General features: G+C 52.1%; 13 protein-coding genes. 3 read left to right on the top strand and 10 right to left on the bottom strand.

Translation table 11 applies throughout. From position 1 onward, the window contains the following. Positions 1-43 precede the first annotated feature (43 nt). Positions 44-1,642, bottom strand: a complete 1,599-nt coding sequence (locus PV433_RS06815) for an FAD-dependent oxidoreductase (RefSeq protein ID WP_332071431.1) — start codon at positions 1,640-1,642, stop codon at positions 44-46. A gap of 465 nt (positions 1,643-2,107) precedes the next feature. On the opposite strand from PV433_RS06815, the gene PV433_RS06810 reads away from it, so the two are divergent. Beyond that, on the top strand, positions 2,108-2,995 hold the full coding sequence (locus PV433_RS06810; protein WP_332071430.1) for an aminoglycoside 6-adenylyltransferase: 888 nt from the start codon (positions 2,108-2,110) through the stop codon (positions 2,993-2,995). Positions 2,996-3,223: 228 nt separating this feature from the next. Here the strand turns inward: PV433_RS06810 and PV433_RS06805 are convergent, their stop codons facing one another. The 9 genes from PV433_RS06805 to PV433_RS06765 all read right to left on the bottom strand — a co-directional run bounded on the left by PV433_RS06805 (position 3,224) and on the right by PV433_RS06765 (position 13,574). Further along, positions 3,224-3,988 (bottom strand): SDR family oxidoreductase, encoded by a 765-nt coding sequence (locus tag PV433_RS06805; protein WP_332071429.1) that lies wholly within the window; start codon positions 3,986-3,988, stop codon positions 3,224-3,226. A gap of 145 nt (positions 3,989-4,133) precedes the next feature. Beyond that, positions 4,134-4,508 (bottom strand): VOC family protein, encoded by a 375-nt coding sequence (locus PV433_RS06800; RefSeq protein WP_332071428.1) that lies wholly within the window; start codon positions 4,506-4,508, stop codon positions 4,134-4,136. Further along, on the bottom strand, positions 4,501-5,538 hold the full coding sequence (locus PV433_RS06795; RefSeq protein WP_332071427.1) for a VOC family protein: 1,038 nt from the start codon (positions 5,536-5,538) through the stop codon (positions 4,501-4,503). The genes PV433_RS06800 and PV433_RS06795 overlap by 8 nt, the downstream gene beginning before the upstream one ends. A gap of 226 nt (positions 5,539-5,764) precedes the next feature. Then, positions 5,765-6,778 (bottom strand): Gfo/Idh/MocA family protein, encoded by a 1,014-nt coding sequence (locus tag PV433_RS06790; protein ID WP_332071426.1) that lies wholly within the window; start codon positions 6,776-6,778, stop codon positions 5,765-5,767. A 30-nt stretch (positions 6,779-6,808) separates the two neighbouring features. Further along, a complete protein-coding gene (locus PV433_RS06785) occupies positions 6,809-8,161 on the bottom strand; it encodes an ABC transporter substrate-binding protein (RefSeq protein WP_332071425.1) in 1,353 nt (450 codons plus the stop codon). Between the two features lie 195 nt (positions 8,162-8,356). Continuing rightward, on the bottom strand, positions 8,357-9,964 hold the full coding sequence (locus PV433_RS06780) for a response regulator (RefSeq protein WP_332071424.1): 1,608 nt from the start codon (positions 9,962-9,964) through the stop codon (positions 8,357-8,359). Beyond that, positions 9,961-11,730 carry a cache domain-containing sensor histidine kinase gene (locus PV433_RS06775; RefSeq protein WP_332071423.1) on the bottom strand — a complete coding sequence of 590 codons (1,770 nt, stop codon included), beginning with the start codon at positions 11,728-11,730 and terminating at the stop codon, positions 9,961-9,963. Before PV433_RS06775 ends, PV433_RS06780 begins: the two co-directional genes overlap by 4 nt. Before the next feature lie 71 nt (positions 11,731-11,801). Beyond that, complete coding sequence (locus PV433_RS06770; protein WP_332071422.1) at positions 11,802-12,629, bottom strand: carbohydrate ABC transporter permease; 828 nt, start codon at positions 12,627-12,629, stop codon at positions 11,802-11,804. 27 nt (positions 12,630-12,656) lie between these two features. Further along, positions 12,657-13,574 (bottom strand): carbohydrate ABC transporter permease, encoded by a 918-nt coding sequence (locus PV433_RS06765; RefSeq protein ID WP_332071421.1) that lies wholly within the window; start codon positions 13,572-13,574, stop codon positions 12,657-12,659. 366 nt (positions 13,575-13,940) lie between these two features. Between PV433_RS06765 and PV433_RS06760 the strand changes: the two genes are divergently transcribed. Both PV433_RS06760 and PV433_RS06755 read left to right on the top strand, forming a co-directional pair. Further along, positions 13,941-15,437 carry a spore germination protein gene (locus PV433_RS06760; protein WP_332071420.1) on the top strand — a complete coding sequence of 499 codons (1,497 nt, stop codon included), beginning with the start codon at positions 13,941-13,943 and terminating at the stop codon, positions 15,435-15,437. Between the two features lie 36 nt (positions 15,438-15,473). Next, positions 15,474-16,616 carry a Ger(x)C family spore germination protein gene (locus PV433_RS06755; RefSeq protein WP_332071419.1) on the top strand — a complete coding sequence of 381 codons (1,143 nt, stop codon included), beginning with the start codon at positions 15,474-15,476 and terminating at the stop codon, positions 16,614-16,616.

The following is a 16,616-nucleotide window of genomic DNA, read 5'->3' as shown; positions in this document are numbered from 1 at the left end:
CCCTACCCGGTCAAAACGGCCGGATAGGATTGATTTGGTTGCACTACATGGCACGGATGTCCGGCCAACTCAATTCAACTCCTGCCCTCGTCAATACTTGCTGGAAATCTTTAAGAGCGGCGGGATGATTTCGAACTGCGCTGGGCTGTAATTGTTTGTCGATGCAATAACTTGCCAAAAATCCCGCGGCTTCGCCAATATTCCATTCTACGGGATGCAGCCGATAACATCCGTTAGTAAGGTGAGTAACACCGAGATTTTTGCAGGCGGGAAGCAAGTTTTGCATGCGAACCGGAATCAGCGCCCCTAGCGGGATTTGAAACGGCAAGCACGAAATATCGATATAATGCCTGTTTCCCGTGCTCGGATGGAGGTCGATGCGGTAACAACCGATCCCTACGGAATCATGGAAAAGTTCCGCCCGTCCGTCTTTTTGAACATCCGGGCTGATGTGCTGCTCCAACACGGTATATTCTGCCTGAATGCGCCTCGATTCCCGAATATACGGATACATCGCAAGTCCGTCCTCCGTGCCGACCACATCTTTGCGCAGTCTCAGCCCGGGGTACCCGATCTTGCCATCGGGGCGCGGAGCTTCCGTCTGCATCCAGTACAGGAGAGACAGACTTAGCTGTTTGGCGCCTTCCAAATGTTTGTTGCGCACCTCTTCCGGTACGTCGATAATCGGACCGAGCCAGTAGTCGTTTTGCTGCCAATTCACAATGGTGATGTCGCTGCGAAATGTTCCTTCCGTAAAATTCGTCTTATCGACGATCCGCCGGTAACGCCATAAATCCGCCGTTTGGCTAAATATGCCGAACTCGCGCGGTTGTAACGTCCGAGGGAGAACTCCCGTCCAACTGAGCAATTTTCCGGGCCAAAAATCGGCTTCGTAATCCCGCCAGAACAAATAATCTCTCGGCCGCTCGATCGTATGGTTTTCACCCTCGATGTAATCCATAGCGAAGCAATACGTGAACGCCTGCATATCCATCGGCAGCGGATCGCCATCCACGGCATGCGGCTCGCCGGTCTCGTGTACGGATTCCGCTCCTGTCGTATATTCCGTTCCGGTCATCGGCAGCAAATCCCCGCATTCGGTCGCGTCGAGGAAATAAGGAGCGACAATCGTCTCCTCTGCACCGGTCTCCGTATGGCGCACCGTAATCGCTTGCACCGTATCCCCCTCGACTTCCGCCCGGATCGGAACACGCCGTATCAGCAGCCTCACCTTGCCGCTGTGCACATAGGGCGCCAGCATCTCCTGAAGCACGGCCAGCGCAGCGCGAGGTTCGTGGCACAGCCTGCTTACCGATCCATTGCCCGGATTCAGGTTTTGCTTGCGGATCGCCTCGATCGTCAAAGGGAAATTTCGCCGATAATAGCTGCGAATCCCTTCGCGAAAATTTCTGTAGCTGCGGGTACAGCCGAACTGCTCGATCCACCTGTGCTCATCCGGAGGAACCGCCTGGCTCGTTAACTGGCCTCCGATCCAAGCCGTTTCTTCTGTCATAACTACCGTTTTGCCGGCTGACGCGGCCGCCAGTGCTGCGGCGCAACCGCCAAGACTGCCTCCGATAACAGCAACATCCGCATGAATTTCCAGACTCGCATAAGGTGCCGTTTGACTTTTCACTTCCACTTCTTTTCCCCCGTTTCTCCTATCGAACGATTGCGGTTCATATCCTAAGCCTGCTTCCCAACAAACCGTTTCGGCCGATCATTTACATAGAACTTCTGCCATCAAATCAAATTATAGGTATAGGCGCACTTGCCGTCTGTTAAAATATTGACCGAATTTCCGTCAAAAATTGATCTATGAGATCTCTCCAAAATAACCGCGATTTACGCGGCTAGTTAAGTCCACCTGTGGATTCACAAGGAATGGCTGATTCACAGTCCAACATGTGGTAAAATGGACAGTAACTGCGAACTTGGCTGCTTAACAAACACGTTATAGAACTAAAGGAGGAACTTATCCGATGAAAGTGATGCTTCCTAACTTGTAACGATCTGATCGACGCCGGTTTTGGTTCGTTCGAATTCGCGGACCGCCCTCCTACACCTGCCCATACAACTATTTTTTTAGGGGAGGCTGAAATCCAAGATGAGAAGCGAACGAGAAATGATGGAATTGATCTTGAACTTTGCCCGCAATGACGAGCGGGTCCGGGCGGTAGCGATGAACGGATCGCGAACGAATCCGAACGCTCCAAAGGACAGGTTTCAGGATTACGATGTAGTTTATTTGGTAACCGACATGGATTCGTTTATCGGGGACAAACATTGGGTGGATGTTTTCGGCAGCCGGATCGTTATGCAAACGCCGGAGGATATGGATTTATTCCCGCCCGAACTGGACGGAAACTTCTCTTATCTGATGTTGTTTACGGACGGCAACCGAATCGATCTTACCCTATGTCCGATCGAGAAAAAGGACAATTGGAATAACGGCGACAAATTATCCGTTGTGCTGCTCGATAAGGACCAAGCTTTACCGAAGCTTGCGCCGCCTTCGGATGAGGATTATTGGGTGAAACGTCCGTCGGCCGCTTTTTTCGCTGATTGCTGCAACGAATTTTGGTGGGTATCCACCTATGTCGCCAAAGGCTTGTGGAGACGAGAAATCACTTATGCACTGGACCATTTGAACCTGTATGTAAGACCGATGCTGTTCAAAATGCTCGAATGGAAGATTGGCATCGATACCGGATTCTCACTCAGCACGGGGAAAAATGGGAAGTATATGGAAAAGCACCTTCCGAGGGCGAGTTGGTCGGCTTTCATGTCCACTTACCCGGAGGCAACTTACGAAGGAGTGTGGCGGGCCTTGTTCGCCACGTTGGACTTGTTCCGAAGTACGGCGGGAGAAGTGGCCGAACGAATGCAATTCGTGTACCCGATTGAAGAGGACCGAAACGTGACCTCCTATTTGAAGCGGGTACGGGACATGGAGCCGGGAGCCCGGGCCGGTGAAATCAATACAGATCAGTAAAGCGATTAGCAGCATTGTCAGATCGTTTGCCTTTCATAGAAGTTCTTGTCCCAGCCCGGGACAAGAACTTCTACTATTCTTACGCAATTTTCTAATGAAACCTCCAGATATGCCATTCCACAGCTACCGTTTGGAGTAATTCCAATTCGGACTGTTTCCGCAGCTTACCTAATTTCATCGAGCAAGTTTTCAATACCTTCTATTTACGCTTGATCGGCAGTGAGCCGTTTATAGACGAGACCCCCCGCTGGCGTCGAGCAATTGACCGGTTATCCAGCGGCTGTCCGGCGAAGCGAGAAAGGCGGCGATATCGGCCACATCTTCGGGCTCTCCCCATCTGTTGAAGGCGGAAAGACCGGCCGCGTACGCTTGACCTTGCGGATCTTGCAGCGTCCCAGCATTCATCTCCGTGTTGATAATGCCGGGCTGGATCGCGTTCACCGTAATATGGCGGCTTGCCAGCTGTTTGGCCAAAAGACGCGTAAACGTGTCGATCGCCCCTTTCGACATGCTGTAGACGAAAACGGTAGGAGAGGCGACCCGCGTCACAAAAGAGGAGAGATTGATGATCCGTCCTCCCTCGTTCAGCCGTGGCAGAGCTTGCTGGGTTACGAACAGCGGCGCCTTGACGTTAAGCCGCATAACCTCGTCAAACGATTGTTCCGTCGTCTTTTCCAGACCGACGATTTGACCGATTCCGGCATTGTTGACCAAAATATCGAGTCCGCTGCCCTCCGTACGATTATGTAGGGTTTCATCCAGCGCCGCAAACAGATCCAAAATGCCGTCCATCGTACTCAGGTCTGCGCCGATCGCGCATGCGTTCCCTCCGCTTTGTTCGATCTGCCGCACGACAGCCTCCGCTTCATGCTGCCTCCTCCCATAGTGCACGATTACAAATGCGCCTTCTTGCGCCAGCCGCAAGGCGATGCTGCGTCCAATTCCCCGGCTGCCTCCGGTTACTAATGCAATTTTTCCTTCCAGTCTTCTCATGCGTTTCATCTCCCTTGTCGAGTTCATACTAGTTGTAACATAGGAGAGCTTTTGAAATGTTGCTCTTTCATTTGCATCGGAATCTCTGTATACTGCCTAATAACGACTACCCAAGTTGAAGAAATTGCACACATACACGTTTTGACTAGGAAACACCCTCTCGTTCTTGGATCTCCATTTTCTCCATGCCGAAGCCACCTGCCCATGCGGTGATCCAATTGTTATCCGGGTCCCGAAATGCAAACCAATGGTTGTCATCCTCATCTTCGATTTCAATATGATTGACTTTAAGCTGTTCTCGCAGCTCTGTAGAATATTTTGTGATAAGATCCAACCTTCGATCTGCAGTTTCATTCGTGCTCAAATGAAAAGTGACTCCAGGTCCGACTTTCATTTCAGCATGACGGCCGTTTATATGCAAGACTTGAAAACCCAACACTTTACGAAACCAATTGACGGATACTTGAATATCACTAGCGTACAAAGTAATAACCGAGAACTCTAAATACTGCTTACTCATCCTTCTCTACCTCCCCGGCACCATTTACCGCATTATCATGTAGTTTCCAACCTTTATCCCAGTAATAGGGCATATACAGCTCTATGCAATCATCTCTGTAAAATTCGAGTATGTAGTAGCTCTCCTCCGGCTTCGTAAACGACCAACTCATAAAACCCGCCCTGGCACCATACTGCTCTTTCGTACGAAGTTTATCCTTGTGATCATAAGATACCGGGAAGACGCAGTAATCGTGCTTTGGAATAGGAATGTATTCCAGCCCTTGCTCGAGCAAACCATCAGCTGCTTCAGAAACCTCCATACATACGAATATAGCTTCTACCTTGCCGGAATAGCGGGAAGCGATAAACGTTTCTGCCTCTATGCTCCATTTATGCCGATTCAATAAGGCACGAAGCATTGCCGCAGCCTCATGGAAGTCAAGATCCTCAGCTATTTGCATAGCAATTAGACGAATCTCGTCCTTTGTTTCCAACCGACAACGTATCAAATCTCGCACGAACTCATTTGGCATCGAGATCTCTACTTCAGAGACGGTTTTCCAAACCTCAATGGTATTATTATCGATATCCTTGATTCTCAAGTAAGAATCTTCATCCGCATCGAACTCGACATTCGCAATTTGAAGTTGTCTCCTTACAGCCTCCATGTTTCTCGTTGAAAAGCTGATTTTCCGCGGAAAGTCGGAATTTCTTTCAAAAAACACAATACGACCGGGTGCAAATTCCATGGTTGCGAAATCTGAGTTGATGGCTACGATTTGGATCCCAAACGCTTTATAATACCACTTGGCGGATTTCTGCAAATCGCTTGTGTATAATGTACTGTAAGTTAAATGTGCGAGTGATTTGGAAAGCACATTCGTTCCCGCTGCACTTGATGTACTTGTCATGTCTTCATCCTCCAAGGATTTTTTGGAATGATCGTATATGACTTTTAATGCATTCGGAACATTCGCTGGTTTGTACCCGTCCGAAGATGTTCTGCCTGCAACACCATCAGAGATTAGATCTTTCGCACTCTGACTCATAACGTCACCTCTTTTAGGAAAGGTATATCAGTTGCCCTTGGATAATTTTAACACAGGGCAAAGCTGTTTGTTATGTCATATTTTCTCAACAACGATATGCTTTAACATAGAAAAAGCCGCCATTTGGCGGCTTTTTCTAACGAGAAAACTTCTATCCATGCCCTGTTCGTCGGTTACACATATGAGCCGATAATCAGATTTCATTGCCGGCGCCGATTTCATCCGCTCACGGTGCTTCGTATCGATTCAAGTACGTAACTGTACGATCGGCCCACATCGTCGCCTCCGACGCCTTGACGATATCGTCCTGAGTCAGGATGCTCTCCCCTCCGCCGATCCGCCGCAAGAAATCTTCCGTAATCGTGCATGGCGGCTGCAGCGCGGGAAGCGATTCGACGGACTCGCCGTTCGTCGAGCGGATAACCACCGGATCAGCCCCGACCAAAGGATCGCCCTGCAGCCGAAGCTCCACGAAGCTTTCCGTCCCGGTCACGAATATCCGGCCGTCTCCCCACGTCCAGCTCCCGACAGGCGAGTGCCAATCGGCGTATAGCTGAGCAACGATGTTATCCTGCATCAACACCTGCACACTGGCCGAATTGTAAAAGGTCGGACGTTCGGGCATTATCGTTTTTCCGATGTATCCGCTCACCGTTTCAATCTCCTTGCCGGTTAACCATCGCAAAAGGTCGAAATCATGCACGAGCAGATCGATCAATATCCCGCCTGACTGTTTTTTCGAAAAAAACCATTCCGGACGGGCGGCGGCATCGAGACGGTGCGGTTTGCGCATTCCAACCGTTACGATGTCGCCTAAAGCGCCTTGTTCGATCTGTTTCTTCAAGGTGTGAATCGCCGGATGAAACCGCTCGGTCAGCAGCATGCCGATTTCGATGTTCCCTCTTCCGGCAACCGCCTTTAACCGCTGCAGCCCGTCCATACTGACAACTGCGGGCTTATCGACCATGACATGTTTGCCCCGGCTTTCGCAGTATTCGATCACGTCGATCTTCTCGTCGTTAATCGCCGCGCAACCGACGACGGCAACGGAGTCGCCGAGCAGCTCTTCCTTGGAACGCGCCAGCGGAATGCCGAATTTGTCGGACAAAGCGCGGGAAAGACCGTTTTGCTCTTCCTCATAGATACCAGCGCAGCTGTAACCCAGCTCCAGCATTTCGCTAATAAATATCCCGATATGCGCATGCTGACAGCCAATAACGGAAAACTGGCGCTTATTCATGCCGGAGAATCCCCTTTCCCGTTTGCACTCTTAATTGTTTTTTTCGAAAATTTTGTCGGCTTCCTTGCGGAATTCGGCGACGACATCGTCGATCGAAGCTTTGCCGAACTGCAGCTTCTGCACGGTCTGTTCGAACAGCTTCGTTACCTCGCCCGTGCCTTTCGGCCCTCCGTCGTACATGCCGGGTTTGTTACCCGTCACATGCTCCAGCATGTTCATCATTTTTTTGTCGCGGTCGTTAAATCGCGGGGTCAAATATTCCAATATCTTTTTGTTTTCCGGCAGACCTCTTTCGATCTCGAGCACATCGGCCGCCTCTTTGGAGTTGAGGAAAAAGTCCAAAAACATCGCCGCTTCCTTCGGGTGTTTCGATTTGGCCGACATGGACAAGAACATCGCCGGCAGCAGCACGCTTCCCGTATGCTTGTCCTTCGGATAGGAGACCATATCGATCTTGTCCTTCATGACGTTTTCGTACGCGGGGAACGTCGCCGTAAATTGGGGGCCGATAATCGGGACGATCCCTTTCATCAGCGCGTCCTTGTTCGGGTCGAAGTTGCCCAGCGGCAAAAACGAAGCGGTCATCGCGGCCGTCGGCACGATTCCTTCCTTCCGGGCGTCGTCCCACATTTTCAGCCAGTTTCGGAATGTCTGATCGGAGTAGCCGAGCCTGTTTCCTTTGTACATCGTATCTCCGACGGAGAAAGCGTAATACATAAATGCTTCCAGCGAGGCCGACATATCGAACGCACCGTACACTTTGTCGCCAAGCTTGGACTTGACCTCACGCGCTTTGGCGAAAAATTCCTCCCACGTCATATCCAGCTTCGGCGGCTCAACTCCGGCCTGCTGATACATTTCTTTGTTGTAGATAAGTACGGACGCGTTGTCGGACACCGGCAAGCCGGTAAATTTGCTGCCGACGGTTCCCTGATTCGCGATCACTTCCTTGTTCAGGTCGGCGACCTGAATCTCCTTGTTCGCATACGGAGTAAGATCGGCTAGCACGCCGCGGTCGGTATACTCCTTAATATACAGCACGCTCATCTGCATCAGATCCGGCGCATTGTTCCCTGCGACTTGCGTAGACAGCTTCTCCCAGTAGCCGTCGAAGCTCGTATACTCCGGCTTGATTTTAATGTTAGGATGAAGCTGCTGAAATTTCTCGATTGCTTTCAGCGTTCTGTCATGTCTGCCCTGACTTCCCCACCAGGCAAACCTCAGCTCCACATTTTGAAGCGCTTCCGTTTTGTTTGTGCCGGCATCCGGCTGATCGCCGCTCTTTTTTTCCGTAGGAACGCAGCCTGCGAGCGTGCCCCCTAACAGCGTCATCGCCAACAATGAACCGAGTACCCGTCTTTCCGGTCTGTTCCGCCACTTCATTGTGTATGCACCCCTCGATAGTTTTCTTTTGTACAACTCCATTATAAAATGTTGAATTTCTATTAAAATTAGAGAAATCTACAATAACTACTACGAATATACGGAGTTGGGACAGGTGCCGAATCGTACGTTTTTTGCCGTTATAACGGGGATCGTCTGCAAGAACGTCCCCGTCTCTCCTCCCGGCTGCCAGTCTTATTTATTCAGCTCCGACGGATAATATCCGGTATGCTTTTTGAACAATTGGCTGAAGTACGCATTGTTTTTGTAACCGACGATTTGCGAGATTTCGAAAACTTTATAGTTTCCGGTTAGCAGCAATTCCTTCGCTTTTTCCATCCGCACGCGCGTCAAGTAACTGTTGTAATTTTCGCCGGTTTCCTGCTTGAAGATTTGGCTTAAATAGTTGCGGGTCAAATACACCTTCTCGGCAATCACGTCAAGCGTTACATCCTCCGCATAATGCTGCTGTACGTACCGTTTGATGAAATCGATCGTTTTCCGGTGTTTTTGCGAGCTGCGCTCGTCCATCGCCCGGCAGATCGGAAACACCAGATCGCGGAGCCAGCCGGCGAAATCGGCAATGCCGTAGATCAGCTCCAGCTCCTTGTACATCGTAAAATCGGCGCGGAAATATTCGATTTGCAATCCGTGTTCGTGCAAAGCCAGCGTCACAATGCCGACGATATCGATCGCGAACTCCCGCAAATCGCCGATGCTCGGAGCGTCTCCTTCCCGAAGCGCACATGTCAGCTCGACGATTCTGGCCTCGACAAGCTCCTCCTGCCCGAGCATCATGGCGTCGACGACCGCCTGATAACTTTCGATCGGGCGCCGCGATACGGGCTTCGCCAGCTCCCGGACGTCCTCCTTCAGCAGCAGCTGTTTATCCGACATCCGCTCGCGTCTGGCCAGCAGATCGACCGCCGCCGCGTAAGAACGGGGGATGTCTCGGACGTCCTGCGCCACCGAACCGACCGCCGCCCACACTTGCAGCTTCAGGCAGTCCCGGACATGATCCAGCAGCTCCTGCGCCACCTGAATCCCCTGCCGCCTGGCCCGCTCCTGGCTCGCACACGAAGGAACCGCTACGACGACGGACAGCAGGTTGCGCTGAATATCGGCGACATGAACGCCGTCCCGATGACCCGCGAGCTCGTCCACTATATTTTGGACCGCGTAGGCGAACAGGGACAGATCGTTCGGCCGGTACGTGTGACGCTCCCGATTGATAAAAAACTCGATCAGAACGACGGTTACATATTGGCCGGAGAAGTCCAGCTTCAAATAATCGGACACTTTGCGGTAAAAGCCGGTTTGGCAAAAGCCCGGCTCAAGCAGCCCCTTCAACAGCTGGCGGCGCGTCGTCGGCAAATTGTAGGCAAGCAGCTCCCGGAGCTCTTTCTCTTCCTTTTCCTCCGAATCCCGCTTGGATATATGGTCGGCGACGTCCTTCAGCACCCGCTCGATTTCATCCAGTGTCGCCGGCTTTGACATATAATCGTGAACACGCAGCTTGACCGCGGATTGGGCGTACTTGAAATCTTCATATCCGCTTAAAATGATCACTTCCGCCGTGTTGCCCGCCTCCCGCAGCGCCTTCAGCATATCGATCCCGTTCATGACCGGCATGAATATATCCGTTAAGATAAGGTCCGGCTGGAGAGCCTCGATCTGCTCCAGCCCCTCCTTCCCGTTCATCGCCGTTCCGACTACCCGGATGCCGAATCGCTCCCACCGGACCGAGCGGGTTAGTCCTTGAACGGTTGTCATATCGTCATCGATAATGACGGCTTTGATCATGCTGTCTCCCCCCTGATGTTCGGTGCCGGCTCCTCCGTCAGCTTGGGCACACGAAGCGTTACGCTTGTTCCTTGACCGGGCACGCTGCGCAATTCCACCCCATAACGCTCACCGAAATACAGCTGAATGCGATCGTGCACATTCCGAATCCCGCCCCGCTCCCGTCCGGGCGCGGATTGGACGGCCTCCATTCCTCGTCCGTTATCTTCGATCCGGAAATACACGCCCCGATCATCTTCCCCGGCGGTAATCAACACCGTACCGCCCGTGTGCTGCCCGTGCAGCCCGTGAAGGAGACTGTTCTCTACGAACGGCTGGAGAATCAGTTTCGGAATATAGCAGTGCTTTAGCTCATCCGGCACGGAGAGCTCGAAGCGGATCGTCTGCTTATAGCGGATCGTTTGCAGCTCCACATAACAGCTCAGATGCTCCATTTCCTGGCGAACGCTAATAAACGTAGCGCCGCTCGACAGCCCGATCCGCAGCATTTTGCCGAGCAAGGCCAGCATATGGCTAATGTCGTGCGAGCCGGATTCGATCGCGTGCCAATTCATCATATCGAGCGTATTGTACAGGAAATGCGGGTTGATCTGCTCTTGCAGCACTTGAATTTCCGCTTCGCGCTGCCGCCGGTTTTGCTCCGTGACTTGCCGGATTAGCGTCTCGATCCGTTCTGCCATCTCGTTGAAATGATCGTTGAGATGACCGAATTCGTTCCGGTAATCGTTATCGATCCTCTCGTTCAGCTTCCCGACCTTCATCGCATTCATCGCGCGGATCAGTCTGCGAATCGGAGCAGCGAACTGGACGGACAACAAAAACGCCATCGCAGCCGTCAGCAGGATGCATAAAACGACTACGACCAGGATTACGCTCGCAATACGCCGGCTTCCTTTCGTAATCGTCTCCCAAGGAATGACGTCCATCGTCACCCATGACGTTCGGGTCTGCTTGTTCCAAATAATCAGCGATTTCATATCCAACGGAGCTATCGCATATTGGTCAGAAGCGGATTTGTCCATAATCGCGGCAATATCGCCGCTGGATCTGTCGTAGGAAACCGGCTGGACCGGGCCGCCGTGAAATTGCGCGATCAGCCGACCGTTCGTATCGAGTATAAAGCGGCTCGCATCCGTCTTGCTGCCGAACGCGAGCTTCTCGATATAGGAAAGCTTCACATTTACGACGAGGACGCCGGCTTCTTGGCCCGCCGCGGACAGCACTTTTCTCGCAAAGGTGACGACCTGCCGGTCACCCTCCGGATAATCGCCGACCTCGACCGGATGAGCGCCGACCCAGCAGTAATCGGCATCCTTGATCTGGTCATACCAGGAAACCCGCTCCAGAAGATCGTAGCCGTACACCCCGCTCCCGGCAATATGGCTGCTGCCTGTCGTATGCTTCGCATACAGCTGTAAGGACAAGATGCCATCCTTCACATAACTCGGCCGGCTGAGCAGATCGATCATTTCCGACGTTTGACCGAGGCGCTCGAACGGATCTTCGTTAGTTTGCAAATAATGGATCAGCTTGGGGTTGCTCGCCAGCGCGAGCGAGTCGTATTCGACGGACTGGAGCTGCATGTCCAGCTGCTTGTTGATCTCGTCCAGAAGCAGCTTCCTTGAAGATATCGTCTGCCCTACTACTTCCTGATTCGTAATGTAATAACTCGTCCAACCGAGAAGCAGGATCAGAAGGGCGGAAATTGCTAGGAAAGAAACGTAGAAAGTCGCCTGAAACGAAAACGTCTTGAAAGGATTTCTCATGTGCCACCATCACCTGTCGTCTTAGCTGTTATACATACAGGATAAGGCCTGCACGCGCCTGCCGTAAACAACTATCCCTTAATCCCCGTTGTTGCAATTCCTTCCACAAAGTATTTCTGTGCGACCAGAAAAATAACGAAACAGGGGATGACCGACAACAGCGCCATCGCATACATCGGCCCCCATGTGACCGCCGACGTGTTGTCGAGGAACAGCCGGAGCGCCAGCGGCACCGTATATTTAGCCGTATCGGTCAAGTAGATCATCTGCCCGAGAAAATCGTCCCATGTCCAGATAAAGCTGAAGATCGCCGTTGTGATAAAAGCCGGCGTGCATAACGGCAGCACAATTCGGAACGCGATCCCGATGGTCGAGCAGCCGTCGATTTTGGCGGATTCGTCCAAATCTTTAGGAATACCGCGGATGAACTGGACGATTAGAAAAACGAAAAACGGGCTGACCGCCAAAAAGTGCGGAACGATCAGCGGCAGCGTCGTCCCTACCCAATCGAACGATTTGAACAAAATGTACTGCGGCACCAAAGTAACCTGGGCAGGCAGCATCAGCGTCATCATCAGAATGCCGAACCATAGTTTTTGCAGCGGAAAGCGCAGCCGTGCGAAGCCGTAGGCGACCAAAGCGCTCGATACCAGCGTTCCGGCAACGGATAGCGTCGCGATAAAAAACGAATTGTAAAAAAAATGAGCGAAGCTGAAGCCGGGGATGGCTGTCCAGCCTTCGGAAAAGTTGCTCCACTGCAACTCGCTCGGGAACAGCTGCGGCTTCGGAATGTCTTCGTTCGACTTCAGCGAGTTGCCGACCAGCCACAAGATCGGATAAATCATAACCAGGCTTGCCAGAATCAGTACGATATAACGATATAAAACAGCTTGTTTCATCCGGGTCTCCTCCTTGGCGTCGATCGGTTACGTTTCATAATGCACCCATCGTCTGGACGACCAGAAAATCAGAGCCGTACAGATGGCGATAATGACGAGCAAGATCCAGGCAAGCGCGCTGGCATAGCCCATATTGAAGTACGCGAAAGCTTTCTGGTACAAATAAAGCGCGTAGACGAGCGTCGAATTGATCGGTCCGCCCTTGGTAACGATAAACGCTTGGGTGAACATCTGGAAGCTCCCGATAATTTGCATGACCAAGTTAAATAAAATGATCGGCGTCAGCATCGGCAATGTAATCGCAAAAAAAGTGCGAATCTTCGAGGCGCCGTCCACCGAGGCGGATTCGTACAGATCCCGCGGAATCTGCTTCAGTCCCGCCAAAAAGATCACCATGGACGAACCGAACTGCCATACCGCCAGCAGCACGAGTGTGTACAGCGCCGTCCCGGGATTGTTGATCCAGTCCATGCCTTGAAATCCGAACCAGCCAGCGATCCGGTTCAGAATGCCGTCCATGCCGAACAAGTTGCGCCAGATGGCGGACAGCGCGACGCTTCCCCCGATCAAGGAGGGCAAATAAAACACCGCCCTGAACAGCGACATGCCCCGGAGCGCGCGGAATAACAGCAAAGCGACCAGCAGCGCGAAAATTAATTTCAGCGGCACGGACAGCGCCACATAGGTCAGCGTCACTTGCAGCGACTTCCTGAACTCACCGTCCTCCGTTACAATTTCTTTGTAATTGTCCAGCCCGATCCAATTCGGCAGCTCCAGCAAGTTGTACTGGGTAAGCGATAAATAAAACGATTGCGACAGCGGTCCGATCGTCAGTACGAAAAAGCCGATCAGCCAAGGCGATATAAACGCGTACCCCCATAACGGCTCCGACCACCTGCTCCATTTGCCCCCACCGGATTTCGTTATCCGACGTATGTGCTCCATCTGCGTCACTCCCAGCTCGGTAATAGCTTGATTCGCTTTGTATTCAACATGTTACCGTTTGGGAGCAGCGCTTGAAATGAGAGAAATCTATAAATAATAATACAAACATACACGGTTTACCGGTTTCGCTCGGGACGTTTCCGGCTTATTTGGGGATCGATCGGACAACCTTCTCCAAAGCGCTGTCCCCCCATCCCAAAGTGTCTCAGGAAATCGTCCAAAGGCAGAAATCATCCCGCAAGCTTCAGGGCCATCCATTCGGATGGCCTCTTTTGGTTCAGCAGCAAGAAGCCGGAGCGTGGGCGAATGCATACTTTTTTTGCCGCGGCCGCATACTAACCACAAAAACTGGAAAGGAAATCCTGTATGGATGACCGGAATCTGCCCGCAACTTCCGATCTGGTTTCAATTCGTCTGACGGATAACCGGCAACGGATCGAGGAGTTGTTCCGCCATTGTCACGATCTTAAGCTGCAACCTTGGAATTATGGTTCCGGGCTGGAGCACTCGGCCTTTTCGGTTTATTTGGATACGTTAACGGACAGCGGACAAGAAAGCTATATGAAAGCTACATTCCGCGATCTGTCCCCGTTATTGGCCGGACTTGACGCCAGGATAACACCCGATGAGGTGAGCCGCTACTTTGAAGGCCGGGGAATTACGACACACCCGCCGTCGGTATTGAACAGCTTCGAGCGTGCCGTTAAGCAAATTTTGCGGGGTGGCATCGTTATTTTCATCGATGGCTGGGATCATGTGATCTGCTATGAGATGCCGGGGATTCCGACGAGAGCGGTCTCCGAGCCTGTGACCGAATCCGTCGTCTTCGGCCCGCATAACAGCACGATTGAAGATCTGCATACGAATATCGGTCTGCTTCGCAACTTGCTGCGGACGACCAAACTGAAGTTCGAATCGTTCTACAGCGGAGCGGAGAGCGACCGGCAAATCGTCTACGGCTATTTGGAAGGCGCCGTCGATCCGCAAACGCTGGCCAATTTCAAAACGAAAATGTCCCGGATCGGCAAGCAGGAAATATTGGATACGAGCTATCTGGAGGAATGGCTGGAAGAGTCGACTTACTCTCCATTCCCCCAAGTCCGCTACACCGAACGGCCTGATGTCGCGAACGCCGCTCTTCTCGAAGGGAAAATTATCGTACTCGTTCAAGGAACGCCCAGCATTCTGATCTGTCCCGGCTTGTTCGTGGAGTTTTTTACAGCAAGCGAGGATTATTATCAGCGGACGATTTATGCTTCGCTGGTTCGCTGGCTTCGCATTGCGGCTTTTGTAATAGCGCTTACGCTGCCCAGCCTGTACATTGCCCTTTCTACGTTTCATCCGGAGCTTATTCCAACCGTGTTGCTGCTCGCCATCTTGGATACGAGAGAGAAAATCCCGTTTCCGGCGTTCGTCGAGGCCCTTATTATGGAGTTTTTTTTCGAGCTGCTGCGGGAGGCGGGCATTCGGCTGCCCAGGCCGATCGGCTCGGCCGTCAGTATCGTCGGCGCTCTCGTGGTAGGTCAAGCGGCCATCCAGGCCAAAATCTCCTCCCCGATCATGGTCATTGTCGTAGCCTTGACCGGTATCGCTTCGTTTGCCTTGCCGCAGTACAACCTGGGGATCGCCTTGCGGATTCTTCGCTTTCCGCTTATGCTGCTGGCGGCGACGCTGGGCGGCTTCGGGCTTATGATCGGATATTTCTGGATTTTGCTGCACGTCAGCAAGCTGCGCGTTCTCGGAGTGCCTTATTTATCGTCTCTCATGCCCATGCAGCCCGGCCAGCTTATGCGCGACTTTATATTTCGGGCTCCCGTGAAGCTGCTGATGCGCTCTCCCCGAAAACGTCCGTACCACGAATAGCCGAAGATCGAATACCGGCCGAAAGGAAAGTGACCCATGAAGCGCCCTTTCGTATTCGCCCTATGCATATGCTGCCTCTTTTCTTTATCCGGCTGCTGGAATAAGTTGGAATTAACCGATTGGGCTTTTGTGCAAGCCATCGCCATGGACGGCTCTCCGGACGGCAAGGTGCAGTTGACCACTCATTTTTACAAACCGGGTGGGGGCGGTTCATTAGAGGGAGGACAGCAAGGGCCGTCCGCCTTTAATATCACGACCAAAGCGGATACGGTGTTCGAAGCGATCCGCGACATCCCGCTGAGGCTTGGCCGCAAAGCACAGTGGAGTCATATGCGGATCATTATCATTAGCGATCAACTGGGAAAGACGCGGAATATTAAGGAGCTGACCGACTTTTTTATGCGCGATCATGAGCCCCGGGATACGGTTACGGTAGTGATAGCGAAAGGAACGGCCAAAGACTATTTAACCGAGAAGCCGTTCATCGAAAGCACGATCGGTCAGCAACTGCGGGAGATGTCGCGCTCCGCCGCCAGACTGGCCAGCAAAACGAAAAACGTCGATATGCTGAATCTGGCCATCCAGTTCAAAAGCCAAACCGGGATTGCCCTGCTCCCTTATCTGTACAGCAACGGATTCCCGGGAGAATCACTGTCCAAATTAGCCATATTGAAGGACGGCAAGCTGGTAAACGATTTTATGAACTCGGCCAACGTGGAAAGCCTCGTCATTTTGCGAGACGAATTCGACTTCGGTATTCTTGAAATTCCTTGCAGCGATTCCAGTAAAAAAGAAACGATCGAGGTCACCTCGCTGCATACGAAAAAACGCGTCACAACGGGAGCGGAGTCGGTATCCGTCCGGTTGGACACGAAAATAAAAGGCAGCTTCAGCGAGATCCGCTGCACCTCCGCCCTGAATACGGATGCCGAGAATCAGGTTGTGGAACGGATTCGCGTTTATTTGGAGAAAGAATTGCGCAAGACGATCCGCCTGTCCCAGCAGAAAAAACTCGATCTCCTCGGAATCGGGGACTGGCTGTACCGGCATCGCCCCGAGTTGTGGAAAAAATGGAAGCCGAGCTGGGACAACCGTTATGCAAAGGCCGATTTCGACCTGCACATCGACGTGGAGGTGGTGAATTCCGGCGTGCTTATATCGAAGCCTTATTACGAATAA

The sequence above is a fragment of the Paenibacillus sp. GYB004 genome, from assembly GCF_036577605.1.
GTDB lineage: Bacteria > Bacillota > Bacilli > Paenibacillales > NBRC-103111 > Paenibacillus_AB > Paenibacillus_AB oceani.
This window is presented reverse-complemented; position numbering and strand designations above follow the sequence as displayed.